The following is a 20716-nucleotide window of genomic DNA, read 5'->3' as shown; positions in this document are numbered from 1 at the left end:
CTCGCAATGACGGAGAACTAACCCTGCCCTGTCTCGCGCAGGAACGCCTGATAGGCCCGCGCGATGCCGTCCTCCAGCGTCGTCGTCGCGCGCCAGCCGAGCGCGGCGAGGCGCGAGACGTCGAGCAGCTTGCGCGGCGTGCCGTCAGGCCGCGAGGCGTCGAAGCTGATCCGTCCCTGATAGCCGACGGTGGCCGCGACCACGCGCGCGAAATCGGCAATGGTGATGTCCTCACCGGTGCCGATGTTGACCAGCCCGGTGTCCGAATAGGTCTTCATCAGGTGCACGCAGGCATCCGCCATGTCGTCGACATAGAGGAATTCGCGCCGCGGCGTTCCCGTGCCCCAGACGACCACCTCGGGCGCATCGGCGAGCCTGGCCTCGTGGAAGCGGCGGATCAGCGCCGCGACGACGTGGCTGTATTCGGGATGATAGTTGTCGCCCGGACCATAGAGATTGGTCGGCATCACGTTGATGAAGTCGGCGCCGTACTGGCTGCGATAGGCCTCGACCATCTTGATGCCGGCGATCTTGGCGATCGCATAGGGCTCGTTGGTCGGCTCCAGCGGCCCGGTCAGCATGGCGTCCTCGCGCAGTGGCTGCGCGGCAAGCTTCGGATAGATGCAGGAGGAACCGAGAAACATCAGCTTCTCGGCGCCATTCACATGCGCGGCGTGGATGACATTGGCAGCAATGGCAATGTTGTCGTAGATGAACTCGGCGCGCAGCGTGTTGTTGGCGACGATGCCGCCGACCTTCGCCGCAGCAAGGAACACTACCTGCGGCCTGGCGCGCGCGAACCATGCGAACACCGCCGCCTGGTCGCGCAGATCGACCTCGCCACGCGGCACCGTGAGCAACTCGACGCCTTCGCTCGCCAACCGCCGCACCAGCGCGCTGCCGACCATCCCGCGATGGCCGGCGACGAAGACACGCTTGCCGCGGAGATCAAACGGCGTGGCCACTGCTCGCCTCCCGCCGCGCGGCGCACAGATCGCTGGCGACCATCTCCTTGACCAGTTGGGCGAAGCTCGTCCTTGGTTTCCATCCGAGCTTGTCGCGCGCCTTGCTGCAATCGCCGATCAAGAGGTCGACCTCGGTCGGGCGGAAATAGGTCGGGTCGATCCGCACCACCGCCTTGCCGGACTTGGCGTCGATCCCGGTCTCCTCGACCCCCTTGCCGCGCCATTCGATGCGGCGACCGACCTCGGCGAAGGCGAGTTCGACCAGTTCGCGCACCGAATGGGTCTCACCGGTCGCCAGCACGAAATCGTCGGGCGTATCGGCCTGCAGGATGCGATGCATGCCCTCGACATAGTCGCGCGCATGGCCCCAGTCGCGTTTGGCCTCGAGATTGCCGAGATAGATCGTCTCCTCCAGGCCGGTTTCGATGCGGGCGACGCCGCGGGTGATCTTGCGGGTCACGAAGGTCTCGCCACGGATCGGGCTCTCGTGGTTGAACAGGATGCCGTTGCAGGCGAACATCCCGTAGGCCTCGCGATAGTTCACCGTGATCCAGTAGCCGTAGAGCTTGGCGCAGCCATAGGGCGAGCGCGGATAGAACGGCGTGGTCTCCCGTTGCGGGATCTCCTGCACCAGGCCGTACAACTCCGAGGTCGAGGCCTGGTAGAAGCGCGTCTGCTTCTCCATTCCGAGAATGCGAATGGCTTCCAACAAGCGCAGAACCCCGAGCGCGTCGGCATTGGCGGTGTATTCCGGACTCTCGAAGCTGACGCCGACGTGGCTCTGGGCGGCGAGATTGTAGATCTCGTCGGGGCGGATCTGCTGCACCAGCCGGATCAGGTTGGTGGAATCGGTCATGTCGCCGTAGTGCAGCAGGAACGGCACGTTGCCTTCGTGCGGATCCTGGTAGAGATGGTCGATCCGCGCGGTATTGAAGGACGATGACCGCCGCTTGATCCCGTGCACCGTGTAGCCGAGACCGAGCAGATATTCGGCCAGATACGCGCCGTCCTGGCCCGTGACGCCCGTGATCAGCGCCACGCGGCCGCTGCAGTCCTTCCCCGCCATGCTCACTCCAACACCGTCGCGCCCCCTCGGGCCGAAGTTCCCGGCGAGCAGTCCACAGCCGAAGCCGCCGGTCAAGCTCGACGGAAAACAGGCGTTGGATCAATCCCGTATCGGCGCAACGAGAAGCAGGACCTAATCCCCGTAGCAGCGCAGGCGGTCGAGATCGAGCACCGTCACCCCGCCATACTCCACCCGCAGCAGGCCCTCGCGCTCCAGCGTCTTGAGACACTGATTGGCGTTCTGCCGCGACAGGCCCGACAGCGCGCCGATCTCCTCCTGGGTGATCTCCAGATGGCGGGTCGTATTCGGGTAGAGGATCGGATTGAACAGCGAGGCAATGCTGCGGGCGAGCCGCGCCGTCGCATCCAGCGTGCGGCCGACCTCGACGAGGCCAATGAACTGGCCGAGCCGCTCGTTGAGCTGGGTGACGAGGAAGCGGTTGAAGCCGACGCTGTTCTCGAACAGCCGCATGAAGGTCGGCCGCTCCATCAGCGCGACGCGCGTATCGCGCAGCGCCACGACGTCATAGCGGCGCAGCTCGTTCTTCAGCACGCTGCCCTCGCCGAACCAGGCGCCCGCCGACATGCCGGCGAATGTCGTCGCCTTGCCGCCGCGCGACACCGTGCTCATCCGCGCGAGACCGGTGACGATCCCGGTCCAGTAGTCGAATTGATCGCCGCGAAGGAAGATGTGCTCGTTGGCCGCAAACGACCGCTCGACGATGCCGGCCGCAGCCGTGTCGATTTCCTCGGGCTTCAGATGGCGGGACCAGGGCGCGATGCGCAGAAGGGTATCGGGAGAGATCAAGCCGGCATCTCGTCTCGTCGAAGCTCGCGGCGACCATATTGCATCGCAACAATCCTGCAGTGAATATTGCCTGGGAATTGTCAGGCGCAAGACAATTCCTGATAGCGCTTTCCCCTATCGAGGACCACCGTCTTCGACTCGCGCCTCTGGACACCGACGAGGCGCATCGAGATGCGGCAAAATGCGCCCGCCCGGGCGGCCCGTCATTCGTCGGATGGCGCGGAACCGATGCCCGGGATAGGATTGCACCCAATGCGACGAACTCAACGTCGCGCGACACGATGCCTTGAAGAGCGCGCCAAGCGCCGAAGACAGTTCGGGAGGACGACTTGGACTATACGTTGGAAGCGCGCGGAGTGTCGCTGCGTTTCGGTGGGGTGCGAGCCCTGACCGACGTCAGCTTCGGCGTGCGCGAGGGCGAGTTGTTCTCGATCATCGGCCCGAACGGCGCCGGCAAGACCTCGATCGTCAACTGCATCTCCGGCCGCTACAAGCCGACCGAGGGCCGCCTGTTCCATCGCGGCCGCGACATCACCGGCCTGCCACCGAGCGCGCGCGCCAACATCGGCATCGGCCGCACCTTCCAGAACCTCGCGCTGTTCCACCACATGAGCGTGCTCGACAATATCATGGTCGGGCGCCATCACCTGCTGAAGAACAATTTCCTCACCGGCTCTCTGTATTGGCTCACCGGCGCGCGGCGCGAGGAGCTGAAGCATCGCGAGAAGGTCGAGCAGATCATCGACTTTCTCGACCTGCAGTCGGTGCGCAAGGCGCCCGCCGGCACCCTCTCCTACGGTTTGCGCAAGCGCGTCGAACTGGCGCGCGCCATGGCGCTGGAGCCGCATCTGATCCTCCTCGACGAGCCGATGGCCGGCATGAACTTCGAGGAGAAGGAGGACATGGCGCGCTACATCGTCGACCTCAACGAGGAATTCGGCATGACGGTCGTGATGATCGAGCACGACATGGGCGTGGTCATGGACATCTCCCATCGCGTCATGGTGCTCGATTTCGGCCGCAAGATCGCCGAGGGCGACCCGGCCGCCGTGCTCGCCGATCCTCACGTCAAGCGTGCCTATCTCGGCGAGGAGGACGAACTGCTGGTCGATCCCGACGAGGCGCCGTCCATCGCGGAGGACGCGGCATGATGGACTATGCGGGTCGCGTCAAGCAGGCCGACACCTATCCGAAGCTGCTACGGCTGAACGCGAAAGAGCACGGGACGGAGATCGCGCTGCGCGAGAAGAATCTCGGGCTGTGGCGCACCTTCACCTGGGCCGACTACCAGGCGCGCGTGTGCGATTTCGCGCTCGGCATGGTGGAGCTCGGCCTCGGCAAGGACGACGTGATCGGCATCATCGGCGACAACCGGCCGGACTGGGTTGCCGCGGAGGTCGCGACGCATGCGATCCGGGCCATGAGCCTCGGGCTCTATCGGGACGTGCTCGACGACGAGGCCGCCTACCTGCTCAATTACGGCGAGGCGCGACTGGTGTTCGCTGAGGATGAGGAGCAGGTCGACAAGCTGCTCAACCTCGCCGAGCGCGTGCCGGCGCTCAAGCACATCGTCTATTCCGATCCGCGCGGCATGCGCAAATATGACGATCCCAGGCTGCTGCCGGCGGACAAGCTCGCCGAGCTCGGCCGCAACCGGGCGGCGCGCGAGCCCGATCTCTACGACCGCATGGTCGATGCAACCGTCGGCGACGACGTCGCCATCCTCTGCACCACCTCGGGCACGACCTCGCATCCAAAGCTCGCGATGCTCTCGGCCGCGCGCGTGCTCAAGCATTGCGCCACCTATCTCGCCTTCGATCCCAAGGGACCGGAGGACGAATACGTCTCGGTGCTGCCGCTGCCCTGGATCATGGAACAGGTCTATGTGCTCGGCAAAGGTCTGCTCTGCCGGATGAAGGTCAACTTCGTCGAAGAGCCCGATACGATGATGAACGACTTCCGCGAGATCGCGCCGACCTTCGTGCTGTTCGCACCGAGGGTGTGGGAGCAGATCGCGGCCGACGTCCGTGCCGCCGTCATGGACGCCTCGCCGCTGAAGCAGCGGCTGTATCATCTGGGCATGTCGACCGGCCTTGCCGCGCTGGAGAGGGGCCAGCATTCGAGCCTTGCCGACATGCTGCTGTTCCGGGCACTGCGCGACCGGCTCGGCTTCACCCGGTTGCGCTCGGCCGCCACCGGCGGCGCCGCGCTCGGGCCCGACACGTTCAAGTTCTTCCGCGCCATGGGCGTGCCCTTGCGCACGCTCTACGGCCAGACCGAGCTGCTCGGGGCCTACACGCTGCACCCGGCCGACGAGGTCGATCCGGACACGACGGGCGTGCCGATGGCTGAGGACATCGAGATCAAGATCGACCAGCCCGACAGCCAGGGGATCGGCGAGATCCTGGTACGCCATCCGAACATGTTCCTGGGCTACTACAAGGCCCCGGAAGCCTCGGCCGCCGACGTCAAGGACGGCTGGATGCATTCGGGCGACGCCGGCTATTTCAACGAGGCGAAGCAGCTCGTCGTCATCGACCGCATCAAGGATCTCGCCGAGACCGCGCGCGGCGAACGCTTCTCGCCGCAATATATCGAGAACAAGCTGAAGTTCTCGCCGTATATTGCCGAGGCCGTCGTGCTCGGCGCCGGCCGCGAGCATCTCGCCGCGATGATCTGCATCCGCTACTCGATCATCTCGAAATGGGCGGAGAAGAACCGCATCGCGTTCACCACCTACTCCGATCTCGCCTCGCGCAACGAGGTCTACGCGCTGTTGCAGAAGGAGGTCGAGACCGTCAACGCCCACCTGCCGCCGGCGCAGCGCATCGCCCGCTTCCTCCTGCTCTACAAGGAGCTCGACGCCGACGACGGCGAGCTCACACGTACGCGCAAGGTGCGTCGCAGCGTCATCAACGAGAAGTACGCCGATATCATCGACGGCATCTATGGCGGCAAGCCTGCCATCCCCGTCGATACCGTCATCCGCTTCCAGGACGGCACCACCCAGCGCATCCGCACGACGCTGAAGGTGGTGGATCTGGGTGGACATGGCGCCATGGCGGAGGCCGCGGAGTGATGCGCCTTCTGCCACATGAGGTCGTCATGCGCGGGCTTGACCCGCGCATCCATCCTCTTCCGAAAATCTCCTTCGCGATGGATCGCCGGGTCAAGCCCGGCGGTGACGAGTGAGAACGATCATGAACACCGCCTTCCTCATCCAGCTCCTGGTCAACGGCCTCGTCGTCGGAACGCTCTATGGCGTGGTCGCGATGTCGTTCGTGCTGATCTACAAGGCGACCCAGGTCGTCAATTTCGCGCAAGGCGAGCTGCTGCTGATCGGCGCCTGGGTGTGCTGGGCATTGCTGACGAAATATCAGGTGCCGTTCTGGGTCGGCATGCCGCTCACGCTGGTCTTCATGTTCGCGTTCGGCATCGCGATCCAGGTCGTGATCCTCCGTCCGATGATCGGGGAGCCCATCATCTCCGTCATCATGGTCACGATCGGCCTGTCGACCGTGTTCCAGGCGGCGCTGAAATGGATGTTCGGCGTCAACCCCCAGCCGTTCCCGCCAGTGTTCGCCAGCACGTCCGTCGACCTGTTCGGACTTCAAATCCAGACGGTCTACGTCATGAGCCTCGTGGTATCGATCCTGATGATGCTCGGCATGGCTTGGTTCTTCAAGGCCTCCAAATATGGCCTGGCGATGCGGGCGACCGCCTTCGACCAGCAGGTCGCGCAATCGCTCGGCATCTCCGTCAAGAACGTGTTCGCGATGGCCTGGGCCATCTCGGCAACGGTCTCGGCCGTGGCCGGTGTTGTCGTCGCCGTGGTCAACGGCGTCTCCTCCGGCCTGTCGGCCTACGGCATCAAGGTTTTTCCGGCGGCGATCCTCGGCGGCCTCGACTCGGTCGGTGGCGCCGTGCTCGGCGGCATCATCATCGGCCTCCTCGAGAACATCGCGCAGTATGTCGACAGCCAGTATCTGCACTGGGGCAATCTGTACGAGATCGCGCCATTCTACGTGCTGATCATCATCCTGATGATCAAGCCCTACGGCCTGTTCGGCACCAAAGACATCGAGCGGATCTGAATCATGGTTGCGCGCTCCACGATACCCGCCGGCGACTTCCGCACCTCCTACGCGGCCGACACCACGATCTTCCCGACCAGAACCAGCCGCAATTTCGCGATCGCCGGCGTGATCCTCCTGTGCTTCGCGCCGCAGGTGTTCTCCGAATACTGGCTGTCGGTCTCGATCCAGATCGGCATCTTCGCCATCGCCGCACTAGGCCTCAACATCCTGGTCGGCTTCACCGGCCAGATCTCGATCGGACAGGCCGGCTTCTTCCTGCTCGGCGCCTTCACCTCGGCCTATATCAACAACACCTACGCGATCCCGGTGTTCTTCGCGATCGCGCTCGCCGGGGTGATCACAGCACTCGTCGGGCTGATTTTCGGACTTCCGGCGGCGCGGCTGAAGGGTCTCTATCTCGTCATCGCCACCCTCGCCGCGCAATACATCCTGCTCGACTTCTTCTCCCGCGCCGAGTGGTTCTCCGGCGGCTCGGTGCCGGCCTCCGCCAATCCGTTCTCGATCTTCGGCTATACGCTGCGCGGCGACCGGCAATATTTCTACGTCGTGCTGGCCTATGTCGTGGTGTGCTACCTCCTGGTCACCAACCTGATGCGCACCCGCGACGGCCGCGCGCTGATCGCAATCCGCGACCACTATCTCTCGGCCGAGATCATGGGCATCAACCTGACGAAGTACCGGACGCTGTCGTTCGGCCTCGCCGCGTTCTTCGCCGGCATTGCCGGCGCGCTCTACGCGCACTACCAGCTGGTGATCTCGCAGGAAGGCTTTGGCATCGAGCGCTCGATCCTGTTTCTCGCCATGATCATCATCGGCGGCACCGGTTCGATCATGGGCACCCTGATGGGGACAGCATTCGTCGTTCTGCTGCCGGAATCGATGGAATGGCTGAGCCACCACCTCAAGGGCGGCGCGATCGACAAGGCGCTCGCGCTCAACAACAACATCACTTTTTTGCGCGAGATCGCGATCGGCCTGATCATCATCGCCTTCCTGATGTTCGAGCCCGACGGGCTGGCGCATCGCTGGCGCCAGATCAAGACATACTGGAAGCTCTATCCGTTCTCACATTGAACTCAACCAACAGGGACCGGCGACAATCCGGCCCGAACGCATCACAGGAGGAAGCACTATGACGATGAAATCATTGCTCGGCTCGGCGGCGCTGGCGCTGCTCGCAGGCGCCTTCGCCTCAACGGCGCAGGCGCAGCAGATCGCAATCGGACATCTGCAGGATCTCTCGGGCGGCACGTCCGACGTCGGCACGCCCTATGGCCAGGCCGTGATGGACACCTTCGCCTGGGTCAACAAGAACGGCGGCATCGGCGGCAAGCAGCTCGCGGTCGACAGCAACGACTACGGCTACCAGGTGCCGCGCGCGATCGCGCTGTACAAGAAGTGGTCGGCCCCGGACAACAAGGTCGCGGCGATCATGGGCTGGGGCACCGCGGACACCGAGGCGCTGACCGGCTTCCTCGCCAACGACAAGATCCCTGACATGTCCGGCTCCTACGCCGCCGCGCTGACCGACCCTGAAGGCACCAGCGGCAAGGCCAAGGCCGCGCCGTACAACTTCTTCTACGGCCCAAGCTACTCGGACGCACTGCGCGCCGAGCTGACCTGGGCGGCCGAGGACTGGAAGTCGAAGGGCAAGCCCGGCAAGCCGAAATTCGTGCACATGGGCGCCAACCATCCCTATCCCAACGCGCCGAAGGCCGCGGGCGAAGCGCTCGCCACCGAGCTCGGCTTCGAGGTGCTGCCGCCGCTGGTGTTCGCGCTGGCGCCCGGCGACTACAGCGCGCAGTGCCTGAGCCTGAAGAGCTCCGGCGCCAACTACGCCTATCTGGGCAACACCGCGGCCTCCAACATCTCGGTGATGAAGGCCTGCAAGAATGCCGGCGTCGACGTCCAATTCCTGTCCAACGTCTGGGGCATGGACGAGAACGCCGCCAAGACCGCGGGCGATGCCGCCGACGGCGTCGTCTTTCCGCTGCGCACCTCGGTGGCCTGGGGCGGCGATGCGCCGGGCATGAAGACGGTGCAGGAGATCTCCAAGATGTCCGACCCGACCGGCAAGGTCTATCGACCAGTGCACTATGTCGCCGCGGTCTGCTCGTCGCTCTACATGAAGGAGGCGATCGAGTGGGCTGCGAAGAACGGCGGCGCCACCGGCGAGAACGTCGCCAAGGGCTTCTACCAGAAGAAGGACTGGGTGCCCGCAGGGATGGAAGGCGTCTGCAGCCCCTCGACCTGGACCGACAAGGATCACCGCGGCACGATGAAGGTCGACCTCTATCGCGCCAAGGTGACCGGCCCGACCGATGGCGACCTCAACGATCTCATGGCCAAGGGCACGATCAAGCTCGAGAAGGTCAAGACCATCGAGCTGCCGCGCAAGGCGGAATGGGCGGGTTGGTAAGTTGCCAGGCGGCCGCTGAATCAACTCAGCAGCCGCTCCGCACGCCATCGTCATCCCCCGCGAAAGCGGGGGATCCGGTACGCCGCGGCTTCTCCACCGAGCATCGGCGGCTCTGGAATACTGGGCCCCCCGCCTACCGCGGGGGACGACAGTGAGGTGAACGGATATGGTTGAGACCCTCGATAAGCCCAATGCAAATGCGACCGCGAGCGCAGCCCCCCTGCTCTCCGTCCGCAACATCGAGGTCGTCTATGACGACGTCATCCTGGTGCTGCGCGGCCTCAGCCTCGACGTGCCCAAGGGCGCGATCGTTGCGCTGCTCGGCGCCAACGGCGCCGGCAAGTCGACGACGCTGAAGGCGATCTCCGGCCTCTTGAAGACCGAGGACGGCGAGGTCACGCGCGGCGAGATCATGTTCGACGGCACGCGCATCGACGGCATCGATCCGGAGAAGATCGTCCGCCGCGGCATCTTCCAGGTCATGGAGGGCCGCCGCATCGTCTCCGACATGACGTCGCTGGAGAACCTCAAGCTCGGGGCGTTCACGCGATCCGATCGCGAGGTCAACCGTGACATCGAGATGGTGTTCAACTATTTCCCGCGGCTGAAGGAACGCACCGGCCTTGCGGGTTATCTTTCCGGCGGCGAACAGCAGATGCTGGCGATCGGACGGGCGCTGATGGCGCGGCCGAAGATGATCCTGATGGATGAGCCGTCGATGGGCCTGTCGCCGCTACTGGTGAAGGAAGTGTTCGCGATCATCAAGGAGATCAACAGGGATCTCGGCGTCACCATCCTGCTGGTCGAGCAGAACGCGCGCGCGGCGCTGTCGGTGGCCAGCCACGGCTACATCATGGAACAGGGAAAGGTGGTGCTCGACGGCACCGCCGACAGCTTGCGCGACAACGAGGACGTCAAGGAATTCTACCTCGGCGGCGCCGGCGACCAGCGCAAGAGCTTCAAGAACCTGAAGAGCTTCAAGCGGCGGAAGCGGTGGCTGTAGCCGAACTCTCTCCTCGTCATGGTCGGGCTTGACCCGGTCATCCACGCACGAGCCGCAACGACGAACGACGTGGATGCCCGGGACAAGCCCGGGCATGACGACCGCAAGATTCAAGGACTGGGTACGATGACCCACTACGACGCCCTCGAAACCCGTGATCCCGCAGCCCGCGAGCAGGATCTGTTCGGCCGCCTGCCCGACGTGCTGCACGCGGCGATGAAGGCGCCGGCCTATGCCGCGCTGCTGCAGGACATCGATCCCCAGGACATCACGACGCGCGCTGCGCTCGCGCAACTGCCGGTGCTGCGCAAATCCGAGCTGCCTGCCCTGCACAAGGCGGCCCCGCCATTCGGCGGCTTCGTCGCGCAGGCGCCCGGCGCGTTCTCGCGTCTGTTCACGTCGCCGGGGCCGATCTTCGAACCGGAGGCGGCGCACAGCGATCCCTGGCGCGGCGCCCGCGCCCTGTTCGCCTCGGGCTTCCGCAGCGGCGATATCGTGCTCAATACCTTCAGCTATCACCTCACGCCAGGCGGCTTCATCTTCGACGCCTCGGCGCGTGCGCTCGGCTGCGCGGTGATCCCGGCTGGCCCGGGCAACACCGAGGCGCAGTTCGAGCTGATCGAGGCCTATCGCCCGATCGGCTACAGCGGCACGCCCGACTTCCTGAAGATCCTACTCGACAGCGCCGCCAGCGCCGGCCGCGACGTGTCCTCGCTCAAGCGCGCGCTGGTGTCGGGCGCGGCGTTCCCGCCGTCGCTGCAGGCCGAGATCAAGGCGCGCGGCATCGATGCCTATCAGGCGTTCGGCACCGCCGATCTCGGCATCGTCGCCTACGAGACCGCAGCGCGCGACGGCATGGTCGTCAACGAGGACCTGATCTTGGAGATCGTCCGCCCCGGCACCGGCGATCCGGTGGCGCCAGGCGATGTCGGCGAGATCGTCGTCACCTCGCTCGATCGCCACCATCCCTGGATTCGGCTTGCCCTCGGCGACCTCACCGCCGCCCTGCCCGGCACCAGCGCCTGCGGCCGCACCAACATGCGCATCAAGGGCTGGATGGGCCGCGCCGACCAGACGACCAAGATCAAGGGCATGTTCGTGCGCCCCGAGCAGGTCGCCGAGATCGGCAAGCGCCACCCGGAGCTCGGCCGCCTCCGCCTGGTCGTCACCCGCGCCGGCGAGACCGATGCGATGACGCTGAAGGCGGAATGCGCCTCGCCATCAGATGGCCTGCAGGACGCGCTCGCCGCCAGCCTGCGCAACATCACCAAGCTCGGCGGCAGCATCGAGCTGATCGCACCAGGCACGCTGCCCAACGACGGCAAGGTGATCGCCGACGAGCGGTGAAGTCCTCGCGTTGTTCCCGTAGCAGGAAGCCCTGCGCCAGCGGCATGAGCGGGGCGGCCCGCACCACCCGCACGCAATTGTCGCCTCCCGCGCGCTCTCCTATACAGCCATGTCACGTTCTCTCGGAGTTCGTCCGCATGGCCTTTCCGCGCGCGTCCAAAGCCCTGTCCCGCTTCACTGTCCTCGATTTGACGCGGGTGCGCGCCGGCCCGACCTGCGCACGGCAGTTCGCCGATTGGGGCGCCAACGTCATCAAGATCGACGCCATGATGGAGGATGGTGGCGAGGCCCTGGGCGGCCCGCGCCGCGGTTCCGACTTCCAGAACCTGCATCGCAACAAGCGCGCGATGACGCTCAACTTGAAAGACCCAAAGGGCGTCGAGGTGTTCATGCGGCTGGCCAAGCGGGCCGATGTCGTCATCGAGAACTATCGCCCTGATGTGAAGACCAAGCTCGGCATCGACTACGAGGCCGTGCGCAACGTCAATCCGCGCATCGTCTATGGCAGCATCTCCGGTTTCGGCCAGGACGGCCCCTATGCGAAGCGGCCGGGCTTCGATCAGATCGCGCAGGGCATGGGCGGGCTGATGTCGATCACCGGCGCGCCTGGCGAGGGCCCGATGCGCGCGGGCATCCCGATCGCCGATCTCTCCGCAGGCCTGTCCTGCGCGATGGGCATCCTCACCGCACTGCTCGAGCGCGAGGTCTCCGGTGAGGGCCAGTGGGTGCAGACGTCGTTGTTGCAGGCGCAGATCTTCATGCTCGACTTCCAGGCCGCACGCTGGCTGATGGAGAAGGAGGTCGCCCCTCAAGCCGGCAACAACCATCCGACCAGCATTCCGACCGGCGTGTTCAAGACTTCCGACGGCTACATCAACATCGCCGCCACGGGGGGGCGGATCTGGGAGCGGCTGTGCCAGACGCTCGGCGCGCCCGAATGGATCGACAATCCGGACTACGCGACCGCGCCGGCGCGCTCCAAGAACCGCGATGCGCTCAACGCCGAGATCAATGCGCGCACGCTGGCGAAGACGAGCGAGCAATGGGTCGCCGAGCTCAATGCCGCCGGCGTGCCCTGCGGGCCGATCTACGCGATCGATCAGATGTTCGAGGACCCGCAGGTGAAGCATCTCGGCATGGCGCAGCAGGTCGCCAGCGACGACGGCCGCGACATCACGCTGGTGGCGCAGCCCTTCACCTTGTCGCGCACGCCGAGCCGGATGGCGGCACGGCCGCCGGAGTTCGGCGAGCAGACCGAGGAGATCCTCTCCGAGTTCGGCTTCACCGATGGCGAGATCGCCGATCTCCGGCTGCACCGCGTCGTGTGAGCAGGTGCAATATGACCAAGCTGCGGCATCCCGCCGCTGTGGCCCAGATGTCACCACGTTGGAACTTCGACCTGGGCGGGATTGAGGCCAGAGGGAGACCGCGTTAATCTCTTCGCATCAGTTGATCGCGGACCCCTTCGGCCCGCGCGTGTGAGGAGTAGCCTTCCATGAGCGCGACGGAATTGAACGAGTTTCTGACGGCGATGGACATGGTGCGCGACGTCAACGCGGCCGCTCTGAATCACGTCGGCGTTCTGCCGTTCGACGAAACGATGCTCGACAACGAGTCCGACTGGTACCACATGCCGGTTGCGGAGAAGGCCCACTGAGGCTGACTCGCCTCGGGTCCGCGCGCCCGCTGACCTGCATCATCTTTGCTCGAAGCCTTCGTTCCGAAAGCCGGACGGAGGCTTTTTCTTTTCGAGGGCGGCGGGATGAGCTGCAAACTCTGATCCGCCGAACGCAAAAAAAAGCCCGACGCACGCGCCGGGCAAGGTGATCGTCTCGGGAGGAAACATCAGGGCGCGATGACCAGAGATCAGGCACCGCGCGTGAGCAGAACGATATCTGCCCATGAATGGAGCCTATCACCGCTCTGCCTAAAATGCTGTCATCGCAAAGACACAACCTCTGGAGAAGCGCCCGACGGCTTCGAACATCGGTACGATTGTTTTGGTGTTCCCAGCCAAGCCCTATCCACCACAATCCGCAAACCAATTACGGCATGGTCCCAATCAGAAACTCGCAACTGATGCCGATGGTCGTTGGAGCCTCAGCGTGTGGCCTGTTCACCCGCCGCGTTTGGCCGGCTCGGTCCGCGAGGCTGACGCGCAGGGAGAATCTGGGCAATTCAGGTGCTCGTCGCGGTCTATCCGCAGCGTCCGAGGCAGGATCGCTGATGCCACAGCCCATGCTGCACAAGCCCGCCGCATGCGCGCCATTCGGTTGCGGAACGACCACGCACAACCGGAGGCGGAGGCTGGTTCGTATCGAATGTTGCACGACGGTCACAGGCAGCGACGAACTTAGGCCGTCTCGAAATCCACCCAAAAAATCACAGTACCCGCCGAGGCGATCTTGGCTGCGATATGCCGTCTGGCACGATTGGAGGCGCCTGACGGCGCCTGCACGACATGGATTCAATCGCGAAGATGCAAAGGCTGACGTGCTGATCGCAAACCGATCCGGTCCCCATACGGTCTCGCGCTCGAGGCGGTTGTGCTGGTTGTCAGCGGCCGCGCTGGTCACCCCGGTGCTTGCGGCGGCGCCAGCCGTTGCGCAGGCCACCAGAGGCGGCGCCGGCGGCAGCAGCCAGGACACCTTCGCCAATGGCGGCGCCAGCTCGGCCACGGCCGTTGGAAATGTCGGCGCCAATGCACCTATTCCTACCCGAGGCGGCGGCGGTGGCGGCGCCGGCACACTCGGCGGGGCCGGCGGCAGCGATTCGACCGGTGCCGCACCGGGTGGCAGCGGCGGGATCGGTCCGGGCGCCAACGGACTAAGCGGTCAAAGCGGCTTCTCGATTCACAGCGGAGGCGGAGGTGGCGGTGGCGCACATGGCGCCGTCGTAACCACGGACACGAGCAACTCCGCAGCGCTGTCCGGCGGCAATGGTGGACGTGGCGGCGCCACCACCGGGGATTTCGGCGGTGGCGGCGGCGGCGCCGGCGGATACGGGGTGGTCGTCGATGGCAACGGGCTCACCTACAGCAATGGCAGCAGCATCACGGGAGGCAAGGGCGGCAATGGCGGCGCGGCTGCCTCGCTAAATGTCGTCGTGAATGGCTGGGGCGGCAATGGCGGCCAGGGCGGTTACGGTATCTTTCTGACGGGAAGCAGCGTCGTGCTGAACAACGCCGGCACCATCAAAGGCGGTGGCGGCGGAAATGGTGGTGACGCGCCATCCAGCACCCAACCGAATGCGAGTGGCGACGGTGGTAGTGGTGCCGCCGGCGTCGCCTTCGCCGCGGGCGGCACGCTGATCAACTCCGGCACCATCACCGGCGGCGACGCAGGCGTGGCCGGCGCGACGGATACCAGTCACTCCGGCACGGCTGGAACGGCCGGTGCGGGCGTCATCGGCGCCAATCTCGCGATCATCAACAGCGGCACGATCTCGCGCGGTAACGGCTTCGGATTGTTCGCAGCCCCCGCCGCCATCAGCTTCACCGGCGGCAGCAACGTGCTGGAGATCTGGGCGAGCTCGATCATCAATGGCAACGTCGTCGGCACCGGCACCGATACGTTCCGGCTCGGTGGCGCCGCGAACGGCAGCTTCGACGTTTCCACGATCGGCGCGACCGCACAATTCCAGGGCTTCTCGAGTTTCGTGAAGACGGGCACCGCGACCTGGACGCTGGCCGGCACGACGACCGCGGTTACGCCGTGGAGCATCAACCAGGGCGCGCTCGCGGTGTCATCAGATGCCAATCTCGGCGATGCTTCCGGCAGCATGTCGTTCGGTGGCGGCACGCTGCAATATCTCGCCGGCTTCAGCTCCAGCCGGACCGTGACCCTCAATGCCGGCGGCGGCACGTTCGATACCAACGGCAACAACGCGACACTCAGCGGGACGATTTCGGGCACGGGGGGGCTCACCAAGGTCGGCGTAGGCATCCTGACCTTGTCAGGCACCAGCAGCTACACCGGGGCGACGACCATCGACGGCGGCGTGCTCGACGTCGAAGGTGCGATCACGAACACCTCTGGGGTGACCGTGAATGCCGGCGGCACCCTGACGGGTGCGGGTCTCGTCGATCCGCCGATGACGGTCGGCATCAATGCCGGCGGCACGCTGGCGCCGGGCAATGGCACCGCCGGCTCGTCGATGACCATCGTCGGCAATCTCGCCTTCCAGTCCGGTGCGTACTATCTGGTGCAGCTCGATCCGACCACGGCCTCATTCGCGAGCGTCACCGGAACGGCCACCCTCGGCGGCGCCACCGTCAACGCCGTGTTCGGCACCGGCGGCGGTTATATCGACAAGCGCTACACCATCCTGACCACGAGCGGCGGCATCTCGGGCGGCTTCGGATCGGTGGTGAAGACCAACCTGCCCTCCGGCTTCAAGACCAGCCTGAGCTACGACGCCAACAACGTCTATCTCGATCTGATCCTCGCCTTCGCCGTGCCCGGCGGACTCAACGGCAATCAGAAGACGGTCGGCGATACGCTGTCGGCGTTCTTCGATCGCACCGGCGATATTCCCGTCGTGTTCGGCAAGTTGAACCAGGCGGGCCTCACGCAAGCGTCCGGCGAGAGCGCCACCGGCGTGCAACAGACCACGTTCAACGCCATGAGCCAGTTCGCCAGCCTGCTGACCGATCCCTTCGCACAAGGTCAAGCCAGCGGCGGGGGCGCGATCAGCTATGCTGACACATCCCGCAAGCGCACCGATGCTTTCGCGATGCTGACTGACGACAGGCCGGCCGAGTTTGCGCAGCGCTGGAATGTCTGGGCGGCGGGCTTCGGCGGCTCGCAAACGACCAGCGGCAATGCAGTCGTCGGCTCCAACGATACCACCAGCCGCATCGCCGGCACCGCCGTCGGCGCCGACTACCGGATCGCACCGCGCACGATTGCGGGCTTCGCGCTCGGCGGCGGCGGCACCAGCTTCAGCGTCAACGGCCTCGGCTCCGGCCGCTCCGATCTGTTCCAGGCCGGCGCCTATCTGCATCATCATATCGGCCCGAGCTATCTGAGAGCGGCCCTGGCCTATGGCTGGCAGGACGTCACCGCGGATCGCACCGTCACCATCTCCGGTGTCGACCGGCTGCGCGCGACCTATCAAGCCAATGCCTGGATCGGCCGCATCGAGGGCGGCACGCGCTTCGTCGCTCCCATAGGCGGCATCGGCCTGACGCCTTACGCGGCTGCGCAGGTGACGAGCCTGCGCCTACCGGCCTATGTGGAGCAGGCCATCTCCGGCACGTCGACCTTCGCACTGAGCTACACCGGCAAGACCGTCACCGACACACGCACCGAGTTCGGCCTGCGCACCGACAAGTCCTACGCGCTGGCAGACGGCGCCCTCACCTTGCGCGGCCGCCTCGCCTGGGCGCACGACTTCAATCCCGATCGTTCGGTCGCGGCGACGTTCCAGACGCTGCAGGGCGCAAGCTTCGTCGTCAACGGCGCCGCGCAGGCGCGCGACTCCGCGCTGACGACGACCTCGGTCGAGATGAGCTGGCAGAACGGCTGGAGCGCCATGGCGACGTTCGAAGGCGAGTTCTCGAGCGTCACCCGTTCCTATGCCGGCAAGGGCAGCGTGCGCTACTCGTGGTAGGAGCGGCGTAGCCGATCGAGCGCAGGCGTCCAGCTGGCAGGGCACGGGTGATCAGCGACAACCGTACTAAGCCTCGGCCTTCGCGGCCGGCGCTCCCGACTTGCTGAAGGTCGCGATCACACGATCGATCAGCGGCCAGAACAGCAGCACGATCGCCAGCGTCGTGATGGTGCCCACCAGCCCGTTCGCCCAGAACACCTTCATGTTGCCGCCGGAGATGATCATCGACTGCCGGAACGCGTCCTCGGCACGGCTGCCGAGCACCAGCGCCAAGGTGAACGGCGCCAGCGGGATCTTGATCTTCTTGAAGACATAGCCGACGACGCCGAAGCCGAGCATCAGCCAGACGTCGAACATCGCGTTCTGGATCGCGTAGGCGCCGATGGCGCAGGACACCACGATCATCGGCGCCACGGCCGCGAACGGCACGCGCAGGATCGAGGCGAAGATCGGCACGGTGGAAAGCACGAGCACGAGGCCGACGACATTGCCGAGATACATCGAGGCGATCAGGCCCCAGACGAAGTCCTTGTGCTCCACGAACAGCAGCGGGCCGGGATTGAGGCCCCACACCATCAGGCCGCCGAGCAGGATCGCCGCGGTGCCCGAGCCGGGGATGCCGAGCGCCAGCATCGGCAACAGCGCCGCCGTGCCCGAGGCATGCGCTGCGGTCTCAGGCGCGAACACGCCCTCAATGCGTCCCTTGCCAAAACTGTCCGGATTCTTGGAGAATCGCTTGGCGAGGTTGTAGCCCATGAAGGAGGCCGCGATCGCGCCGCCCGGCGTGATGCCGAGCCAGCAGCCGATCACCGAGGAACGCAGCAGGGTCATCCAGTATTTCGGCAGGTCCTTCCAGACGGCGAGCACCGTGCGCAAGGAGATCGCGGCGGCGTGACCGCGCAGCGCCAGGCGTTCCTCCATCGTCAGCAGGATCTCGCTGATGCCGAACAGGCCGATGACCGCGACCAGGAAGTTGATGCCGCGCAACAGATCGGTCGAGCCGAAGGTCATCCGCAACTGACCGGACACGGTGTCCATGCCGACGCCGGCAAGCAGCAGGCCGAGCGCCATCGCAATGACCGTCTTGTGCTTGTCCTCGCGTCCCAAGCCCACGAATGAGCAGAAGGTCAGGAGATACACGGCGAAGAATTCAGGCGGACCGAACTTCAACGCAAACGACGAGATCCAGGGCGCCAGGAAGGTGATCAGCATCACCGCGACCAGCGAGCCGATGAACGACGAGGTGAAGGCGGCCGTCAGCGCCTCCGCCGCCTTGCCCTGCTGCGCCATCGGATAGCCGTCGAAAGTGGTCGCCACCGACCACGCCTCGCCGGGAATGTTGAACAGGATCGAGGTGATGGCGCCGCCGAACAGCGCGCCCCAGTAGATGCAGGACAGCATCACGATGGCCGAGGTCGGGTCCATCGAGAAGGTCAGCGGCAGCAGGATGGCGACGCCGTTGGGCCCTCCCAGCCCGGGCAGCACGCCGACGAAGACGCCGAGCACGAGCCCAACCATCATCAGCAGCAGCGTCTTCCAGGTCAGGAGGACCGCGAACCCGTGCAGCAGCAGACCCAAGGCTTCCATGATTTCATTCCAACTGTTTCCTCGTCATTGCGAGCGCAGCGAAGCAATCCAGAGTCGAGTGCGCAGCCCTGGATTGCGTCGTCGCGTTGCTCCTCGCAATGACGGCGGAGAGACCGGTGTCAGTACCCGAACGCCGCTTCGAGCGGGCCCTTCGGCATGATCACGTCGAACACGACATCGAACGTCACGAACATCACGGCGCTGAACAGGAACGCCGTGAGCAGCGATTTCCAGATCGCGATCTTGCCGACGAGACGCATGAACCCGGCGATGAGCAGGAAGCTCGCGACATAGATGCCGAGAAACTGCATCGCGATGCAGAACAGCAGCGTCGGCACGAACACCGCCATCACACGGCGCAGCTGCGCGCGCGTCACGAAGGTCTCGACCGCTTCTTTGCTCGACAGAAACGCCGCGCCGATCCCGTAAAGGCTGGCGCCGCCGAGGATCACCGACAGATAGAACGGAAAGTAGCCGGGCTCCGGACCGGTCGAGTCCCAGGACGCGCCGGTCCGCCAATTGTCCCAGGCGAGTACGGCCGCGAGCGCGAGCAGCAGCAGCGAGACCGCGACGTCGACGGTCCGGGTGGAGGTGACGGCCGGAGAATTCTCCTCCGGCGCGGTCGGATCGTCGACGGCAATCTCGAGCTCAGCGTTGGACATCGATCCTCCTCATCCCCTCGCCCCGCCCAGCCTCACTTGGCGACGAAGCCGGCTTCCGTCATCAGCTGCTTGTTGAGCGAGCCGTCCTCTTCGAGGAACTGCAGCATGTCCTTGCCGGTGAGGAAGATCGGCTTCAGCGCCTGCTTCTCCATGTAGTCCTTGTACTCCGGTGTCTGCACCAGCTTGCTGAACAGGTCGACGTAGAACTCCTGCTGTTCCTGCGTCACCTTGCCCGGCAGGAACATCGCGCGCAGCATCAGGTATTGCACGTCCAGCCCCTCCTCCTTGCAGGTCGGAATGTCGTTCCAGGACTGCGTCTCCGTGACCTTGGTCGTGTAGGAGATGCGCTCCTTGTCGAACACGCAGAGCGGACGCACCTGGCCGGCGCGCCAGACTTCGAGATTCTCGGAAGGATTGTTGACGTTCGCTTCGGTGTGCCCGCCGACCAGTTGGGTCGCAGCCTCGCCGCCCGACTTGTAGGGCAGATAGGAGAACTTGGCTCCGGTCTTCTTCTCCATGAAGACCGTGAGCACGTGATCTTCGCGCTTGGAGCCGGTGCCGCCCAACTTGAACGGCGAGCTCGACGCCTTGGCAGCCTCGATGAACTCCTTCACCGTCTTGGGGCCGTTGACGTTGTCCCACAGCACGAACTGATCGAGTGCGATCACCGCGACCGGCGACAGCTCGTGCCAGTCGAACGGCAGCTTGGCCGACAGCGGCAGCATGTAGATCAGCGAATAGGCGATCAGGATCTTGTTCGGATCGCCGTCGCTGGACTTCATGTACATCAGGGCTTCGGCGCCCGACGCGCCGCCCTTCAGCGACACGACAACCGGCTGCTTCAGAAGATTGTTCTTCTGAATGGCAGCCTGCATCATCCGCGCCATCTGGTCTGATGCACCGCCGGCGCCTGCGGCGACGACAATCTCGACCGGCTTGGTCGGCTCCCAGCCGGCAAAGGCGGGCGCAGTTGCGAAAAAGGCCGCCGTTGCGGCCGCGATCTTGATGAGTTTGCGCACGTGTTTCTTCCCCGTTCGAAGCGCCAGCTTGCATCCTACCAGGATACTGCTGGCTTATTGTGGTCAGTTCAAGAACACAAGCATGATGCGGCCTCATGTTCCTCGGCATAAGGTCGCAAGCACGGCATTGG

At 65.1% G+C, this 20716-nt stretch carries 17 protein-coding genes; 10 read left to right on the top strand and 7 right to left on the bottom strand.

Annotation, left to right across the window (positions count from 1 at the left end; all coding sequences use genetic code 11):
* Nucleotides 1-17: 17 nt before the first annotated feature.
* The 3 genes from QX048_RS31720 to QX048_RS31710 all read right to left on the bottom strand — a co-directional run bounded on the left by QX048_RS31720 (nt 18) and on the right by QX048_RS31710 (nt 2838).
* On the bottom strand, nt 18-965 hold the full coding sequence (locus QX048_RS31720; protein ID WP_409999193.1) for a GDP-L-fucose synthase family protein: 948 nt from the start codon (nt 963-965) through the stop codon (nt 18-20).
* A complete protein-coding gene (gmd, locus tag QX048_RS31715) occupies nt 949-2031 on the bottom strand; it encodes a GDP-mannose 4,6-dehydratase (RefSeq protein WP_315825111.1) in 1083 nt (360 codons plus the stop codon). Before gmd ends, QX048_RS31720 begins: the two co-directional genes overlap by 17 nt.
* Before the next feature lie 132 nt (nt 2032-2163).
* Nucleotides 2164-2838 (bottom strand): Crp/Fnr family transcriptional regulator, encoded by a 675-nt coding sequence (locus QX048_RS31710; protein WP_315753574.1) that lies wholly within the window; start codon nt 2836-2838, stop codon nt 2164-2166.
* Between the two features lie 329 nt (nt 2839-3167).
* Here QX048_RS31710 and QX048_RS31705 point away from each other — a divergent pair, with 329 nt between their 5' ends.
* From QX048_RS31705 to QX048_RS31665, 9 genes are all read left to right on the top strand, one after another.
* Entirely contained in the window at nt 3168-3989 is an 822-nt protein-coding gene (locus QX048_RS31705; RefSeq protein WP_315712912.1) for an ABC transporter ATP-binding protein, read from the top strand.
* Nucleotides 3986-5917 (top strand): long-chain fatty acid--CoA ligase, encoded by a 1932-nt coding sequence (locus QX048_RS31700; protein WP_315825112.1) that lies wholly within the window; start codon nt 3986-3988, stop codon nt 5915-5917. Before QX048_RS31705 ends, QX048_RS31700 begins: the two co-directional genes overlap by 4 nt.
* A 121-nt stretch (nt 5918-6038) precedes the next feature.
* On the top strand, nt 6039-6932 hold the full coding sequence (locus QX048_RS31695; RefSeq protein ID WP_315753570.1) for a branched-chain amino acid ABC transporter permease: 894 nt from the start codon (nt 6039-6041) through the stop codon (nt 6930-6932).
* A 3-nt stretch (nt 6933-6935) separates the two neighbouring features.
* Nucleotides 6936-8009 carry a branched-chain amino acid ABC transporter permease gene (locus QX048_RS31690; protein WP_315825113.1) on the top strand — a complete coding sequence of 358 codons (1074 nt, stop codon included), beginning with the start codon at nt 6936-6938 and terminating at the stop codon, nt 8007-8009.
* A 58-nt stretch (nt 8010-8067) separates the two neighbouring features.
* Nucleotides 8068-9354 carry an ABC transporter substrate-binding protein gene (locus QX048_RS31685; RefSeq protein WP_315753568.1) on the top strand — a complete coding sequence of 429 codons (1287 nt, stop codon included), beginning with the start codon at nt 8068-8070 and terminating at the stop codon, nt 9352-9354.
* A 166-nt stretch (nt 9355-9520) separates the two neighbouring features.
* Entirely contained in the window at nt 9521-10357 is an 837-nt protein-coding gene (locus tag QX048_RS31680; protein WP_315753566.1) for an ABC transporter ATP-binding protein, read from the top strand.
* A gap of 126 nt (nt 10358-10483) precedes the next feature.
* On the top strand, nt 10484-11704 hold the full coding sequence (locus tag QX048_RS31675; protein ID WP_315825114.1) for a phenylacetate--CoA ligase family protein: 1221 nt from the start codon (nt 10484-10486) through the stop codon (nt 11702-11704).
* 137 nt (nt 11705-11841) lie between these two features.
* Nucleotides 11842-13032 carry a CaiB/BaiF CoA-transferase family protein gene (locus tag QX048_RS31670; protein WP_315753562.1) on the top strand — a complete coding sequence of 397 codons (1191 nt, stop codon included), beginning with the start codon at nt 11842-11844 and terminating at the stop codon, nt 13030-13032.
* A 167-nt stretch (nt 13033-13199) separates the two neighbouring features.
* Nucleotides 13200-13361 (top strand): hypothetical protein, encoded by a 162-nt coding sequence (locus QX048_RS31665; protein WP_315712919.1) that lies wholly within the window; start codon nt 13200-13202, stop codon nt 13359-13361.
* Nucleotides 13362-13400: 39 nt separating this feature from the next.
* On the opposite strand, the gene QX048_RS31660 is transcribed toward QX048_RS31665, so the two are convergent.
* Nucleotides 13401-13607 carry a hypothetical protein gene (locus QX048_RS31660; RefSeq protein WP_316186983.1) on the bottom strand — a complete coding sequence of 69 codons (207 nt, stop codon included), beginning with the start codon at nt 13605-13607 and terminating at the stop codon, nt 13401-13403.
* 650 nt (nt 13608-14257) lie between these two features.
* Here QX048_RS31660 and QX048_RS31655 point away from each other — a divergent pair.
* Nucleotides 14258-17317, top strand: coding sequence for an autotransporter domain-containing protein (locus QX048_RS31655; protein ID WP_315753560.1), 3060 nt, complete (start codon nt 14258-14260; stop codon nt 17315-17317).
* A 66-nt stretch (nt 17318-17383) separates the two neighbouring features.
* Here the strand turns inward: QX048_RS31655 and QX048_RS31650 are convergent, their stop codons facing one another.
* The 3 genes from QX048_RS31650 to QX048_RS31640 all read right to left on the bottom strand — a co-directional run bounded on the left by QX048_RS31650 (nt 17384) and on the right by QX048_RS31640 (nt 20585).
* On the bottom strand, nt 17384-18904 hold the full coding sequence (locus QX048_RS31650) for a tripartite tricarboxylate transporter permease (protein WP_315712921.1): 1521 nt from the start codon (nt 18902-18904) through the stop codon (nt 17384-17386).
* 119 nt (nt 18905-19023) lie between these two features.
* Nucleotides 19024-19566, bottom strand: coding sequence for a tripartite tricarboxylate transporter TctB family protein (locus QX048_RS31645; RefSeq protein WP_315712922.1), 543 nt, complete (start codon nt 19564-19566; stop codon nt 19024-19026).
* Between the two features lie 32 nt (nt 19567-19598).
* Nucleotides 19599-20585, bottom strand: coding sequence for a tripartite tricarboxylate transporter substrate binding protein (locus tag QX048_RS31640; protein WP_315825115.1), 987 nt, complete (start codon nt 20583-20585; stop codon nt 19599-19601).
* Between the last annotated feature and the right edge of the window lie 131 nt (nt 20586-20716).

Source organism: Bradyrhizobium sp. SZCCHNS30572, assembly GCF_032484415.1.
GTDB lineage: Bacteria > Pseudomonadota > Alphaproteobacteria > Rhizobiales > Xanthobacteraceae > Bradyrhizobium.
The sequence above is the reverse complement of the archived record's forward strand: the minus strand, read 5'-3'. Positions and strand labels throughout refer to the sequence as shown.

Bases quoted from the DNA above. Each gene is read 5' to 3' on its own strand.
- gmd (WP_315825111.1), bottom strand. From the start codon at position 2,031: ATGGCGGGGAAGGACTGCAGCGGCCGCGTGGCGCTGATCACGGGCGTC.
- QX048_RS31700 (WP_315825112.1), top strand. From the start codon at position 3,986: ATGATGGACTATGCGGGTCGCGTCAAGCAGGCCGACACCTATCCGAAG.
- QX048_RS31695 (WP_315753570.1), top strand. From the start codon at position 6,039: ATGAACACCGCCTTCCTCATCCAGCTCCTGGTCAACGGCCTCGTCGTC.
- QX048_RS31690 (WP_315825113.1), top strand. From the start codon at position 6,936: ATGGTTGCGCGCTCCACGATACCCGCCGGCGACTTCCGCACCTCCTAC.
- QX048_RS31685 (WP_315753568.1), top strand. From the start codon at position 8,068: ATGACGATGAAATCATTGCTCGGCTCGGCGGCGCTGGCGCTGCTCGCA.
- QX048_RS31680 (WP_315753566.1), top strand. From the start codon at position 9,521: ATGGTTGAGACCCTCGATAAGCCCAATGCAAATGCGACCGCGAGCGCA.
- QX048_RS31675 (WP_315825114.1), top strand. From the start codon at position 10,484: ATGACCCACTACGACGCCCTCGAAACCCGTGATCCCGCAGCCCGCGAG.
- QX048_RS31670 (WP_315753562.1), top strand. From the start codon at position 11,842: ATGGCCTTTCCGCGCGCGTCCAAAGCCCTGTCCCGCTTCACTGTCCTC.
- QX048_RS31665 (WP_315712919.1), top strand. From the start codon at position 13,200: ATGAGCGCGACGGAATTGAACGAGTTTCTGACGGCGATGGACATGGTG.
- QX048_RS31660 (WP_316186983.1), bottom strand. From the start codon at position 13,607: ATGGGCAGATATCGTTCTGCTCACGCGCGGTGCCTGATCTCTGGTCAT.
- QX048_RS31650 (WP_315712921.1), bottom strand. From the start codon at position 18,904: ATGGAAGCCTTGGGTCTGCTGCTGCACGGGTTCGCGGTCCTCCTGACC.
- QX048_RS31645 (WP_315712922.1), bottom strand. From the start codon at position 19,566: ATGTCCAACGCTGAGCTCGAGATTGCCGTCGACGATCCGACCGCGCCG.